Genomic DNA, 14,716 nt, shown 5'->3' on the forward strand with positions numbered 1-14,716 from the left:
CATATTCGAAAAAGCCTCATACATAACGTATGAGGCTTTTTTCATGCTTATGATTTTATTTGAATAATTCATTTCCTTACTTGTGGGTAAAATGAGATTTATCCACAAGCACTGTCACTTATCCCCAAGCTCAAATGGTTTTTCTTATTATGTCAAAGCTATAATAAGTAAGGGCCTAATCATGTGAACTATCGCTAATTAAACGTTTCCCTAGACACACCGCTTCTACTTCGTCATAACCGAGCTGTTCATAAAAATTCAGTACATTTAGGTTATCTTTACGCACCAATAATTGTAGTTTTGGACAGCCCCGAGCAATCAGTCGCTTTTCAAGCTGCTGAACGAGCGCTGTAGCTATTCCTAAGCGTTGTTGGTGAGGGTGAACAGCTAAATAATTAATCCAGCCTCTATGGCCGTCGTAGCCGCCCATAAGCGTGCCAATGAGTTGCTCATCTTTAATCGCAACTAGAAATAAATCATCTTGTTGTGAGACTTTTCTGAAAATATCGGTTTCAGGATTATTCCAAGGACGAGTCAGGCCACAGCTTTCCCATAAAATAACGACATCTTCCAGATCCGCATTTGTAAATTGACGAATAATAAACATATGGATTTCTACTTTTTGTTTTGATGTGCTGAAAAGATAAAATAAAAATTGGGGCTTGAGCAGTATTTTATGAAAAATTTAAACAAATAAAAAAGCACCCCCGTAGGAGTGCTTGAATTAAACCAGTTATTTAAGCTGATTTTGCAACTGGTGCTGCTTGAAGCATTTGACCTGTTTCTTCGAAGTTTGCATGCCAAGACAATGCTTCACGAAGTAAATGAGGCGTATGTCCACCTTTAGCACATGCACGATCAAAGTAATCATTTAATGCATCACGGTAAAGTGGGTGTACACAGTTGTCGATAACAACGCGAGCACGTTCACGAGGTGCTAAACCGCGTAAGTCTGCTAAACCTTGCTCTGTCACTAAAATATCAACATCGTGCTCACTGTGGTCAACGTGACTCACCATTGGCACGATAGAAGAGATATCACCGCCTTTAGCAATTGATTTAGTTACAAAGATCGCCAAGTGAGCGTTACGAGCGAAGTCACCTGAACCACCAATACCGTTCATCATTTTAGTACCACACACATGAGTCGAGTTCACGTTACCGTAAATATCAAACTCAAGTGCAGTATTAATGCCGATAATACCTAAACGGCGAACCAGTTCAGGGTGGTTAGAAATTTCTTGTGGACGAAGTACTAATTTGTCTTTGTACGCTTCAATGTTGCCAAAAACTTTTTCACCACATTTTGCAGAAAGCGTAATTGAGCTACCAGAAGCAAATTTCATTTTGCCTGCATCAATTAATTCAAAAGTACAGTCTTGTAATACTTCTGAATACATGATGAGGTCTTCAAAGTCAGAATCTTTTAAGCCAGTCAATACAGCATTGGCAATAGAGCCGATACCTGCTTGTAATGGGCCAAGGCTTTTCGGTAAGCGACCTTCTGCAACTTCTTTATTAAAGAAAGCGATCAGGTGGTTTGCAATGCCTTGAGTTTCATCATCTGGCGGAGTTACTGTTGATGGTGAATCGTGAGTATCGTTAAATACAATACCAACAATCTTTGCAGGATCGATTTGGATTGCTGATGTACCAATGCGTTCATCCACTTTTGTTAATGGAATTGGAGTACGTGTTGGACGATAAGTTGGAATGTAGATGTCGTGCAAACCTTCAAAGCTTTCGCTTAAAGATGTGTTGATTTCAACAATAACTTTCTCGGCAAAGATAGCAAAACTTGCAGAGTTACCCACAGAAGTCGTTGGAATAATGCCGCCATCTTCAGTAATTGCAATTGCTTCAATCACTGCAACATCAGGACGTTTAAGCTGTTGGTTACGCATTTGCTCAACAGTTTCAGACAAATGTTGGTCAATAAACATAACTTCGCCATTGTTAATGGCACGACGTAAAGTGTTATCCACTTGGAATGGCATACGACGAGATAAAACACCTGCTTCCGTGAGTTGTTTGTCTAAGTCGTTACCTAAGCTGGCACCCGTAATTAACGTGATTTTTAACGGATTTTTCTTTGCAAGTTCTACAAGTGCTTGTGGAACAGCTTTAGCTTCACCAGCACGAGTAAAACCACTCATACCTACGGTCATTCCATCTTCGATGAATTGTGCAGCTTGTTCAGCACTGATGACCTTGTCATGAAGAGAAGCTAGACGAATACGACTTAAAGACATTGGACATCCTCAGAATTGTCAAAACATAGGGGATTTTAGCTATGAAAAATTGAAAAGTGCATAGGTGTTAGGCTAAGGTCTAATTTTGTAAATAAATGGTGGTATAAAATATATTTATAGTTTTTATTTTATTGATTTTTAATTATTTTATTTGTCTTTAAAATGAGGCTTTTAATAACTAACTGATTAAATTAAAAGCGCTCACTCAAAGTTTGTTTTATTTTTTCTAATGGATTGATCGAGCTGTTTTCTTCAGTGCTTGGTTTTGGGATAGGTAAAGAAATAATAACTTCTAAACCGCCTTGTTCACGGTTATGAATTTGAATTTCACCATGATGAATATCAACAATACGTTTGACAATCGCTAGGCCAAGACCACTTCCTTGAACTGTTCTTGCCGAATTTCCTCTAACAAAAGGTTGCATTAACTCTTCTATTTGATCTGCTGGAATACCTTCACCATGATCGGCAACAGTAATTAAAATATGTTCATTTTCAACTTTTGCACTGAGTTCTATCGGTTCAGCACCATAGCGTTTTGCATTATTAATCAGGTTGGCAATAAGTCGCTTTAAAGAAAGGCTACGTGCTGGAATAATTGGCACATCCTGCATCTCGAAGTGAATATCAAGTGGCTTAAACTGGATAACAAGTTCTTGTAAAAGCATATTGATATTGGTGTCTTTCAATTCTTCATCTGAGCCATCACGCATATAGGAAATGAACTGATTAAGAATCGCATCCATATCATCTACATCATAAACCAGACCTTCACGTAAAAACTCATCAGGTAACATTTCCGCCGTTAAGCGAATACGCGTAAGAGGAGTTCTTAGATCATGTGAAATGCCGGCCAACATAATACGTCGTTCACGCTCAGTTTGGTCAAGCGTATAAACCATGCGGTTAAAGGCTTGGTTCACCTGACGAATTTCTAAGGGGCCATGATTGGTATCTAAGTAAGGTGCCGTTCCAGCTTTACTATATTCATTGGCAGCATTTTGCAAACGACGTAAAGGGCGGTTCATCTGCCTAACTAAAATCAGAATAATAATCGCGGAAAGTAATGGAACACCAACGATCCAACCAATTAACAGCTCAGGGCTATAATTGGCATAGGTTTTTAAAGGCTCACGGACCCAGTTCCCGTGCATTTCAGGTGTTTGAATCCAGATGCGTGGGCTAGGTTTGAATTGGAAGTAAACCGTAACATCCTTCGTCCCAATCTCATTTGCCAGTTTTTGTTCGATCTGATTGGTAAAAAATTCAGCAATAACTTTATCGCGGACGCTTGGATATTCTTTGGGGTTGGTAACGTATTCAATACCAACCCGATTACGTAACCACGCATCAACATCAACTTCGTTGTCACGATGAAAAATTCGTATATCTGGATTGTTGACGAGTTCAAGTTCAACTGCGAGATAACGGGCATGTTGTTGAATTTCAGGTAAATAGAGAGTGCGCCAAAAGAACCATAACGACATAAATAAGCTAAAAAACACCACCAGCAGTACCAGAATGGTGGTACGCATGGCAGCAGAGCGTGGCTTAATTTTGTCGAGAAAACGTTCCCACCGAGTTCGTTTCCGTTCAGAGTAGGTGGTGTAGTCAGTAAAGTTTTGTGGCGCGATTGGTTCTAAACTCACTCTATCTTATCTCAATCTTATTCCGCACCATCTGGAACAAATACATAACCCACGCCCCATACAGTTTGGATATAACGTGCACGTGCAGGATTATCTTCAATTAAACGACGTAGACGAGAGACTTGAACGTCAATTGAACGTTCCATTGCACCCCATTCACGACCACGAGCCAAATTCATGAGTTTGTCGCGCGTTAATGGTTCACGTGGGTGTTGTACCAAGGCTTTTAATACTGCAAATTCACCAGTCGTTAAGGTAACGATTTGTCCTTCACGTGTCAGCGTGCGGGTAGACAAGTCTAAAGACCATGGTCCAAAGCTTACAACTTCAACTTGTTGGCTTGGAGCGCCAGGAACTTCACGAACTTGGCGACGCAATACAGCGCGGATACGGGCTAAAAGTTCATTTGGATTAAATGGTTTTGGCAAGTAATCGTCTGCACCAGCTTCCAGACCTGCAATACGGTCTGAATCGCTACCACGCGCTGTTAACATGATAATAGGCGTATCTATATTTGATTGGCGTAAACGACGGCAAATACTCAAACCATCTTCAACTGGCAACATAAAGTCGAGTACGATAAGTGAAAATAACTCACGTTGTAATAAACGGTCCATTTGTGAAGCATCGTGGGCAGTTTTTACAACAAAGCCTTTATCTTCCAAAAAACGTTGCAAGAGGGTACGTAAACGCACATCGTCATCGACCACTAAAATACGTTCGACACGATCCGTTTCGTTGTGTACGGTTTCAGGATGTTCAGCAGGTACAACTAAACTCATGATGTACTCCCTTTTAAAGTCATAATTTATATATTATTGGGTCGGTGAGGCTTATTGCCAGCAAGCCCTCAGTATAATGCTGATGTTCTCGTTAAGACTATGTATCAATTTGCTCAAAATTACAATTTTCAAGGTGGTTTGAAACCAAAAAACAACATCTTAAGCCCCTAATTTAGCAAAGACTGATCTAAAAAAACAAATACTTAAATATTTGATAAATTTTTAATAATTAAATAGTAATAACTAATTGTTTCAAATAAGTTATTTTAGGTAAGCCAACTTGGTTGTTATAGAGCTTTTAATTGTTGAAGTAAGCAGATAGATGGGTTGGTTAAAAGATTGGACGTATAAAACCTTGTTGAATCGCTATGTTTTTAGCTTTTGAGGAATGTATCAATATGATCATTTTCTCATAATTTATAATAAAATTTTGTCACTTTCATGACACAAGGCCTACGTTTATATTTTATAAAGATTAAAAAACAGAGCTCAGCCTCAACTTTTTCATAGTTGAACTCCTGTTTTTATGTGCTCTAGTAGTCGTAAAAACTATAAATATTCAGAGTCAATACAAAAAAACGTTTTGAATACGCAAACAAGTGTGGATTTTATGGGCTTGGTCTTTATAATCAGTGCTTTTAAACTTTATCCTTGTGGGATCAAACACGATGACTGACTTAGTTCAGCAGTTGGCAAGTGAGCTTGCCGTACGTCCAAACCAAGTAGAAGCTGCCATCCGCTTAATTGATGAAGGTGCCAGTGTTCCATTTATTGCCCGTTACCGTAAAGAAGTAACACAAGGTTTAGATGATACGCAGTTACGCCAATTAGATACTCGTTTAGCGTATTTACGTGATTTATATGAGCGCCGTGAAAAAGTTATTCAGTCATTGCAAGAACAGAATAAATTGAGTGATGACTTGTTGGCGCGGGTGAATGCAGCCGAAACAAAAAATGCTTTAGAAGAAATTTATGCACCGTATCGCCCTAAGCGTACAAGTAAGTCTTTTAAAGCAAAAGAAGCAGGTTTAGGACCAATTGCTGAAAAAATTATTGCAGAACAAGTTGACCCGACAGAAGCATTAGCTGGGTTTAGTCACGAAGACTACCCAGATGTTGAAAGTCAGTTAGATGCAATTCAGCATATTCTGATTGATGACTGGGCACAAAATATTTCACTGACTACAGAATTAAAAACAACTTTTGCAAAAACTGCGGTTTTAAAAAGTGCAGTTGCATCTGAAGAAAAGAAAGAAGTTGGTAAAAAGTTCCGTGATTACTTTGAATTCTCTGAAGGTCTAAACAAATTACCTTCTCATCGTTTATTGGCGATGTTACGTGGTCGTCAAGAAAACGTATTGGGTTTGAAAGTAGATGGTGAAGATGATGCACCATTGGCGCGTATTGAAACTGAATACAACCTTGAGCAAGTTCAACCTCAAGCACGTCAGGACTTCTTGAAGCAAACTGCAAAATTATTCTGGTTAGGTAAGATTCGCCCGCAAATCGAGCATTCATTGCTGACAGAAAAACGTCTTACTGCCGAAGCAGAAGCAATGCAGGTATTTGCTGAAAATCTTCGTCATTTATTATTGTCAGCGCCAGCTGGTAGCCGTACTACTTTGGGTGTTGACCCTGGTATTCGTACTGGTGTGAAACTGGCAGTAATCAGCGATGCAGGTGATGTACTCGCTCACAGCACGATTTATCCATTTGCTCCAAAAGAAGATAAAGAAGGCTCAATTGCTGAACTTGCACGCCTATGCCGTGAATATAATGTAGAGCTCATTGCAATTGGTAATGGTACAGCTAGCCGTGAAACAGAAGCTGTAGTCGCTGAAATGATGGCTGCGAATACTGATTTGAATTTAACACGAATCACTGTAAGTGAAGCGGGTGCATCTGTTTACTCTGCAAGTGAACTTGCGTCGGCAGAACTTCCAGAACTTGACGTTTCAATTCGTGGTGCAGTTTCTATTGCTCGCCGTTTACAAGATCCACTTGCTGAACTTGTTAAGATAGATCCGAAATCAATCGGTGTGGGCCAATATCAACACGATGTGAACCAGACCGGTTTGGCAAAAACACTTGATGCAGTGGTAGAAGACTGTGTGAATGCTGTAGGCGTTGATGTAAATACCGCTTCACCAGCAATCTTGGCTTATATCGCAGGTTTAAACAAAGCAATTGCTCAACAAATTGTTGAATACCGCAAAGAGCATGGCCGTTTTGATAACCGTCAAGCGTTGAAAAGTGTCCCACGTTTAGGCGAGCGTACTTTTGAGCAGGCAGCTGGTTTCTTACGTATTCAAAATGGTTCTGAACCTTTAGATGCTTCTTCAGTTCACCCTGAAAGTTATGGTCTTGTTGAGAAAATTGTTGCAGCAAAAGCAACAACTGTTAAAGACATCATTGGTAATACTGAAATCATTCGCCAAGTAAAAGCTGATGAATTTGTTGATGACAAATTTGGTTTACCAACAATTCAAGACGTTTTAGCTGAACTTGAAAAACCGGGTCGTGACCCACGTCCAGAGTTCCGTACTGCTAAATTCCGTGAAGATATTACTGAAGTTGGTCAATTGACAGAAGGTATGCAACTTGAAGGTGTGATCACTAATGTCACAAACTTTGGTGCCTTTGTTGATATCGGTGTGCATCAGGATGGCTTAGTTCATATTTCTGAATTAGCAAATGAATTCGTATCTGATCCGCATAAAGTTGTAAAACCTGGCCAAATCGTACAAGTGCGTGTTATGCAGGTTGATGTTGAACGTAACCGCGTGAACTTAAGTATGCGTGCTGAAGGTTCTGCACCTGTTAAAGCGCCGCGTCCACCACGTCGTGAGCAAAATACAGAACAGCGTTTTGAGCGTAAACCTCAAGCTAAACGTCCTCAACCGCGTAAAGATCAAGCTGAACGTCCTCAGCGTAGCAAGCAAGATAAACCACAAGAACAAAAGATTGGCGGTTTAGGTGCATTGTTACTACAAGCAGGGATTAAAGGCTCTAAATAAGAGTTTTTAATTGATAAAAAGGCCTCCAATCGGAGGCCTTTTTTTTTATGGGTTAAGAATTATTTTTTAACAATGATAATTATATAAAAGCAGTTAAGAAAAAAATCGCAGTCGTAAAGATGAGGTGAATCTTAAGATCAACAAAACTTTGTGAAACCTACAATCAAATATACAACGTTATAGCATAACTCAACTTTAACGATATTCAGTTGTCCGACACCATCAACCAAGCCTTGAAGCTTTTACTCACTTTCAGGCTGTAATAGTACAACTTTGCTTATTTCTTTATATTATAAATGGTTGTTTTATGTCGGTTTTAAACCTGAAGAATAGATTTCATTTAAAAGACCTCCTGTCCGGAGTTGTCGTATTCCTTGTGGCATTACCGCTGTGTTTGGGTATCGCTTTAGCCTCAGGAGCTCCCATTATCTCTGGCATTATTGCTGGTATTGTTGGTGGTATTATTGTAGGTCTACTGAGTGGTTCTCACATTAGCGTTGCAGGACCAGCAGCAGGACTAACTGCTGTAATTCTTGTACAGTTAGAACAATTAGGCGGCAATTATGCCGCCTTTTTATTGTGTATTATTTTCGCCGGTGTTCTACAAATTCTATTTGGATTATTCAAGTTAGGTTTTTTTGCCAACTTTATTCCAAATAATGTCATTTTAGGACTATTAGCCGCTATTGGCGTCATCCTGATTGCAACACAATTACCTTACCTGTTCGGACTTTCTGATTTTTCATGGAAACAGGTTTGGACTTCAACGCCAGATGCATTTCTTCAGCGTTTTGATGGAGGAGCTGCACTCATTGGTTTGCTCAGTTTATTCTTAATTTTAGCGTGGGATAGTAGTCCACTCAAAAAACTGGCTTTACCTTCTGCTCTGATTGCAGTTGTGTTGGCAGCGGGTTTAAATTTTATTTTGGTGAGTATTGGCTCCCCATGGGCAGTACAAATTGATAACCTCATTCAATTGCCGAATATATTGCAAGCACCCGAAGAAGTATTAATTTTCCCTGATTTTAGCTATTTAGCTGAGCCTATGATTTACACAGGAGCAATTACGCTTGCTGTCGTTGCATCGTTAGAAACATTATTGAATCTGGAAGCGGCAGATAAAATTGATCCTCAAAAACGCTCTTCTCCTCCTAACCGTGAACTCTGGGCACAAGGTACAGGTAACATCATTTCTGGCTTAATTGGTGGAATGCCTGTGACCTCAGTAATTGTACGTAGTTCGGTGAATGCAAATACAGGCGCGCGTAGCAAATGCTCTACCATTATTCATGGCGTATTGTTGCTATTAGCGGTTTTGTTCTTCGTGCCATTAATGAACATGATTCCACTGTCGGCATTGGCTGCGATCTTAATCGTGACAGGCTTTAAGCTTACTCACCCAAGATTATTTAGACAGCTCTATCAAAAGGGTTGGAAACAATTTTTACCTTTTATTATTACCTTGGTTGCAATTTTACTGACTGATCTTTTAATGGGAATTTTAATTGGTCTATTTACCAGCAGTGCTTTTATTCTCTATGGCAATTTTAATAAGGGTATTCGTGTTTATAGAGAGAAGCGTTTACATGGTGTAGTTACTCGTATTGAACTTCCGTCACAAGTAACCTTTCTAAATCGTTCTGCGCTTATTTCTGCATTGGAACATGTACATAAACATCAACAACTCATTATTGATGCAACCCAATGTGATTCGATTGATCCTGATATCTATCAAGTTATTCAAGATTATCAAAGTGAAACTGCTATTAAACGGCAGGTAAATCTTAAACTGGTCGGGTTCAAACAACACTATCAAGATGTTGATGATGCGGTACTTGATATTGATATTAGTACAAGGGATTTACAACAAAAACTGAGTCCACAGCAAGTCGTGAATTTGCTTAAAGAAGGTAATGAACGTTTTGTAAGAAACGAACGCCTACAACGCGATATTTATCGACAAATTCGAGTTACCGCAGATGAAGGGCAACATCCGATAGCAGCAGTCCTTGGTTGTATGGACTCACGTGCACCTACCGAAATGATTTTTGACGTGGGTATCGGTGATCTATTTAGCTTACGAATCGCAGGTAATATTGCTGGGCAAAAAGTACTGGGTTCTCTTGAGTTTGCTTGTCAGGCTAAAGGCTCTAAAGTAATCGTTGTTTTGGGACATACCGATTGCGGTGCGGTGACGAGCGCATGTCAATTACGCTTAGAGCATAAGCAAGTGGCTGACGTTAAGGAAATGCCACATATTCAATATGTGCTTGGGCCGTTAATGCATTCAGTTGATAGTGTATATGACATTATGCAGCCACGTGATCTAAGTAAAGCCTTTATCAATCAGGTGACTGCCATGAATGTTCACTACAACATTCAATACATCATTAACCAGAGTAACGTCTTAAAAGATATGGTTGAGCGAGGTGAGATTGCAGTTGTGGGTGCAATTTATGATGTAAAAACAGGACATGTTCAGTTTCTTGATGGGTAATATTTCCAGTTAAAAAAAGCGCCTCACTTGAGGCGCTTTTTTATTCACTATGATATTAATTCAAAATTACCAGTGTTCACCTGGGAAAATTCGTGCATATGCTTTTTGTGCCCAATTCAGTTTTTCAGCTTTTTCACCTTTTGCTGCATCCGAACTTGGGAATAAGCGGAAGCCAATCGACATAAACATATTGTTGATACCAGGCGCAACTGAATAAGTCATTGAGGCTAAACGCCCTAAGTTGGTTGCCATACGTTTTGGACGTTTCACAATTGCATAAGCAATTAAGTCAGCAGCCTGCTCAGGTGAAAGTGTTGGTACATATTTATAAATTTTAGTTGGTGCAATCATCGGAGTGCGAACCAACGGCATATAGATTGAAGTAATTGCGATTTTATGTGCATGAACCTCAGCTGATAGGCAGCGGCTAAATGCATCGAGAGCAGCTTTAGATGCCACATAGGCAGAGAAGCGAGTCGCATTTGCTAACACACCAATCGAGCTAATATTAATAATTTGCCCATCTTGACGTTGAATCATATGAGGCAAAATATTGAGAACTAAGCGCACTGCGCCAAAATAATTTAACTGCATCGTGCGTTCAAAGTCATGGAAACGATCATAAGACTCATGTACGGCACGGCGAATAGAACGACCGGCGTTATTAATTAAAATATCAATGTGATCAACCGTAGCTAAAATTTCTTTAGATACTTGATCAATCGTATCCATATCGTTGAGATCACATGGGAAAATTGATGCCTTACCGCCACGACTTTCAATACCTGCTTTCACTTCTTCCAAAGTTTCTTGAGTACGGGCAACAAGTAAAACATGAGCACCAGCATCAGCAAGTTTGTTTGAAATCGTTAATCCGATTCCACTCGAGGCGCCTGTCACTAAAATGACTTTATCTTGTACCTTTTCCTGGAACAGAGCTTCTAATTTTTTATTCACAGCATTTTACCTAAGTAGGGGCAGGGACTATTTATTCCGGTATGTAATTTTTATTTTTTACAACCGTAGGTTCATCCAAATGAACTCATAAATATAGCTCTTATCTTAATAGATGTTTAAAAATTGTCTAGTCTGTAAATATATGAAATTTAACAATTTATTTAGAGTAAAAACTCTAAAATAGTATCTTAATCCATTAATTGTTTTTAGTCCTATCATGAGCAGAAAATAAAAAAGCCTCTGTTTCCAGAGGCTTGTTAGATAGTTTAAAAGTTATACAGCTGAAAGCGCTTGTTCTAAATCGGCGATTAAGTCATCGATATGCTCAATACCAATCGAAAGACGCACCATATCTTCACTTACGCCCGCAGCTTTAAGTTCTTGTTCGTTGAGCTGGCGGTGAGTTGTCGTTGCAGGGTGGCAAGCTAAACTTTTGGCATCGCCAATATTTACGAGACGAGTAAACAGTTGTAGTGCATCGATGAAACGAGTACCACCTTCGAGACCATCTTGCACGCCAAAAGACAAAATTGCAGAAGGCTTGCCTTTTACATATTTTTGAGCCAGTTGGTGCTGTGGGTGGTCTTTGAGGCCTGCATAATTCACCCATTTTACTTTTGGGTGATTTTGCAAATATTCCGCAATTTTTTGAGCATTTTCAGTATGGCGTTCCATTCTTAAATTTAGAGTCTCTAGACCCTGTAAAATTAAGAACACACTTAAAGGGCTAATTGCTGCACCTGTATTGCGTAATGGAACTACGCGAGCTCGTGCAATATAAGCTGCTTCACCTAATGCTTCAACATAATTAACCCCGTGATAACTCGGATCTGGTGTGTTCAAAACTTTAAAGCGTTCCGGATATTTACCCCAAGGGAATTTACCGCTATCTACAATCGCACCGCCGATGCTATTGCCATGACCACCGATATATTTTGTAAGAGAATGAATGACGATATCGGCACCATATTCAAAAGGTTTTAATAAAGCAGGGGTGGCAACGGTATTGTCTACAACGACTGGAACCCCATATTCATGAGCAATTTTAGCAATCGCCTCTAGATCAATAATATTGCCGAGTGGGTTACCAATCGACTCAACAAAAACCAGTTTGGTTTTATCATCAATTAAGTTACGTAAGCTTTCAGGCTTTTGGTAATCAAAAAAACGAACTTCGATACCTTGTTTCGGTAAGGTGTGGGCAAATAAGTTATAGGTTCCACCATACAATGTTGAGACCGAGGCAATGTTGTCTCCTGCTTCAGTAATCGTTTGAATAGCATAAGTAATTGCGGCCATACCAGATGCTAATGCTAAAGCTCCAATACCACCTTCAAGCGCGGCAAGACGCTGTTCAAGCACAGAGGTCGTTGGGTTCATAATACGGGTATAAATATTACCTTGAACTTTTAAATCGAAAAGATCGGCACCGTGCTGGGTATTATCAAATGCATAAGATGTGGTTTGATAAATAGGAACCGCAACAGCTTTTGTGGTCGCCTCTGGTGAATAGCCTGCATGAATGGCTAAGGTTTCATCTTTATAAGTCATTATTACTTCATCTTCGTGAGTTAAATATTGAGCGAGTCTAGCCTAAAACGAATAGAGAAAATTGCAGAAATTCTGGTTTGTTTTCCAATTTTAGGAATAAAGATAGAAAAATATACGCTGAAACCTTGTATAAATCTTATACATAAACATTTTGCAACTTATTGAAAAAGAAAATTGTTTGATAAATCCGTACGATGGAAATCATAACTTCAAGTCAAAGAGGTTTTCAGCGTATAATACGCGCGATTATTTATCGCTTATTGCGATGTACTGGTTTTTCAATTGAGGAGTCCTGCGTGGCCCAATATATTTATACGATGAACCGAGTGTCTAAGATGGTTCCGCCAAAGCGCGAAATCTTAAAAGACATCTCTTTATCATTTTTCCCGGGTGCCAAAATTGGTGTACTCGGTTTGAACGGTGCAGGTAAATCTACCTTGCTTCGTATTATGGCTGGCGTAGATAAAGATTTCTCTGGTGAGGCTCGTGCACAACCTGGAATTAAAATCGGCTATTTAGAGCAAGAACCACCGCTAGATCCGACTAAAGACGTTCGTGGTAACGTTGAAGATGGCGTGCGTGAAGCTTTAGATGCATTAGAACGTCTTGATCAAGTTTTTGCAGAGTATGCAGATCCAGATGCAGATTTTGATGCACTTGCAAAAGAGCAGGAAAAATTAGAATCAATTATCCATGCTTGGGATGCACACAACCTAAACAACCAGCTTGAAATTGCTGCGGATGCTTTGAATCTTCCAGCTTGGGATGCAGACGTATCATTACTTTCAGGTGGTGAGCGCCGTCGTGTTGCACTTTGCCGCTTATTGCTTTCTAAACCAGATATGTTACTTCTGGACGAACCGACGAACCATTTGGATGCAGAATCTGTAACTTGGTTAGAACGTTTCTTGAAAGATTTCCCTGGTACTATCGTTGCGATTACGCATGACCGTTATTTCTTGGATAACGTAGCTGAGTGGATTCTTGAACTTGACCGTGGTATGGGTATTCCTTATCAAGGGAACTATTCTTCTTGGTTAGAACAAAAGAATGCTCGTTTAGAGCAGGAAAATAAACAAGAAGAATCTTTTGCTAAAGCATTGAAAAAAGAACTTGAATGGGTTCGTTCAAATGCTAAAGGTCAGCAAAAGAAAAACAAAGCGCGTATGGAACGTTTTGAAGAGCTTAACTCTAAAGAATTCCAGCAACGTAATGAAACGTCTGAAATCTATATTCCACCTGGTCCACGTTTGGGTAACAAAGTTGTGGAAGTGGAAGGCATCAGCAAATCATTTGATGGTCGCTTGTTGTACGAAAACTTAACGTTTACCGTACCTCCAACAGCGATTGTTGGTATCGTTGGTCCAAACGGTGCAGGTAAAACGACTTTATTCCGTATGATGACCGGCGAACAGCAACCTGATACAGGTACTGTGACCTTAGGTGAGTCGGTTAAAGTTGCTTATGTTGGTCAGATCCGTGACACTCTAGATAATAATAAAACTGTTTGGGAAGAAGTTTCTGGCGGTTTAGATATCTTAAAAATCGGTGATTACGAAATCGCGTCACGTGCTTATATCGGCCGTTTTAACTTTAAAGGTCAAGATCAGCAAAAACGTGTAGGTGAATTGTCTGGTGGTGAGCGTAACCGTTTACAACTGGCGAAGATTTTACAGTTAGGTGCAAACGTAATCTTACTGGATGAGCCATCAAACGACTTGGATATTGAAACTTTACGTGCGCTTGAGGATGCAATTCTTGTATTCCCTGGTACGGTAATGGTGGTATCGCATGACCGTTGGTTCCTTGACCGTATTGCGACACATATCTTGTCATTTGAAAATGAACAGCCAGAATTCTACGCAGGTAACTATGCTGAATATGAAGCATATCGCCAGTCACGTTTGGGTGATGATGCTGCTCAAAAACGTACGAAATACAAAAAAATTAGCGGTTAATTACTGCTAAATTTAAAAACCAGCCTAAGGGCTGGTTTTTTGTTTTAGGAATC

At 39.6% G+C, this 14,716-nt stretch carries 9 protein-coding genes and 1 pseudogene; 3 read left to right on the plus strand and 7 right to left on the minus strand.

Annotated elements, in window-relative coordinates:
- Window positions 1-175 precede the first annotated feature (175 nt).
- The 5 genes and pseudogenes from AC07M3_RS07900 to ompR all read right to left on the minus strand — a co-directional run bounded on the left by AC07M3_RS07900 (window position 176) and on the right by ompR (window position 4,683).
- Window positions 176-607, minus strand: a complete 432-nt coding sequence (locus AC07M3_RS07900) for a GNAT family acetyltransferase (protein WP_004639785.1) — start codon at window positions 605-607, stop codon at window positions 176-178.
- A 130-nt stretch (window positions 608-737) separates the two neighbouring features.
- Window positions 738-2,252: a succinyl-CoA:acetate CoA-transferase ScpC gene (gene scpC / locus AC07M3_RS07905; RefSeq protein WP_003653872.1), complete on the minus strand. Its 1,515-nt coding sequence runs from the start codon at window positions 2,250-2,252 to the stop codon at window positions 738-740.
- A gap of 35 nt (window positions 2,253-2,287) precedes the next feature.
- Window positions 2,288-2,416: pseudogene (locus tag AC07M3_RS07910) on the minus strand (hypothetical protein).
- 27 nt (window positions 2,417-2,443) lie between these two features.
- A complete protein-coding gene (locus tag AC07M3_RS07915) occupies window positions 2,444-3,901 on the minus strand; it encodes an ATP-binding protein (protein ID WP_092708218.1) in 1,458 nt (485 codons plus the stop codon).
- A 17-nt stretch (window positions 3,902-3,918) separates the two neighbouring features.
- Window positions 3,919-4,683, minus strand: a complete 765-nt coding sequence (gene ompR, locus AC07M3_RS07920; RefSeq protein WP_000060753.1) for an osmolarity response regulator transcription factor OmpR — start codon at window positions 4,681-4,683, stop codon at window positions 3,919-3,921.
- 668 nt (window positions 4,684-5,351) lie between these two features.
- Between ompR and AC07M3_RS07925 the strand changes: the two genes are divergently transcribed.
- Together AC07M3_RS07925 and AC07M3_RS07930 are read left to right on the plus strand one after the other, a co-directional pair.
- Entirely contained in the window at window positions 5,352-7,700 is a 2,349-nt protein-coding gene (locus AC07M3_RS07925; protein WP_494567002.1) for a Tex family protein, read from the plus strand.
- Between the two features lie 307 nt (window positions 7,701-8,007).
- Window positions 8,008-10,197, plus strand: a complete 2,190-nt coding sequence (locus AC07M3_RS07930) for a solute carrier family 23 protein (RefSeq protein WP_494567001.1) — start codon at window positions 8,008-8,010, stop codon at window positions 10,195-10,197.
- Window positions 10,198-10,263: 66 nt separating this feature from the next.
- On the opposite strand, the gene AC07M3_RS07935 is transcribed toward AC07M3_RS07930, so the two are convergent.
- Window positions 10,264-11,154 (minus strand): SDR family NAD(P)-dependent oxidoreductase, encoded by an 891-nt coding sequence (locus AC07M3_RS07935; RefSeq protein ID WP_045433483.1) that lies wholly within the window; start codon window positions 11,152-11,154, stop codon window positions 10,264-10,266.
- Window positions 11,155-11,427: 273 nt separating this feature from the next.
- A complete protein-coding gene (locus AC07M3_RS07940; protein ID WP_494567000.1) occupies window positions 11,428-12,705 on the minus strand; it encodes an O-acetylhomoserine aminocarboxypropyltransferase/cysteine synthase family protein in 1,278 nt (425 codons plus the stop codon).
- 296 nt (window positions 12,706-13,001) lie between these two features.
- On the opposite strand from AC07M3_RS07940, the gene ettA reads away from it, so the two are divergent.
- Window positions 13,002-14,663, plus strand: coding sequence for an energy-dependent translational throttle protein EttA (ettA, locus tag AC07M3_RS07945; RefSeq protein ID WP_003653862.1), 1,662 nt, complete (start codon window positions 13,002-13,004; stop codon window positions 14,661-14,663).
- Window positions 14,664-14,716 lie beyond the last annotated feature (53 nt).

It is taken from the genome of Acinetobacter sp. GW821-FHT09D10 (assembly GCF_059416285.1).

Coding starts and splice junctions, on each gene's coding strand:
- AC07M3_RS07900 (WP_004639785.1), bottom strand. CDS start 607: ATGTTTATTATTCGTCAATTTACAAATGCGGATCTGGAAGATGTCGTT.
- ompR (WP_000060753.1), bottom strand. CDS start 4,683: ATGAGTTTAGTTGTACCTGCTGAACATCCTGAAACCGTACACAACGAA.
- AC07M3_RS07930 (WP_494567001.1), top strand. CDS start 8,008: ATGTCGGTTTTAAACCTGAAGAATAGATTTCATTTAAAAGACCTCCTG.
- scpC (WP_003653872.1), bottom strand. CDS start 2,252: ATGTCTTTAAGTCGTATTCGTCTAGCTTCTCTTCATGACAAGGTCATC.
- AC07M3_RS07940 (WP_494567000.1), bottom strand. CDS start 12,705: ATGACTTATAAAGATGAAACCTTAGCCATTCATGCAGGCTATTCACCA.
- AC07M3_RS07925 (WP_494567002.1), top strand. CDS start 5,352: ATGACTGACTTAGTTCAGCAGTTGGCAAGTGAGCTTGCCGTACGTCCA.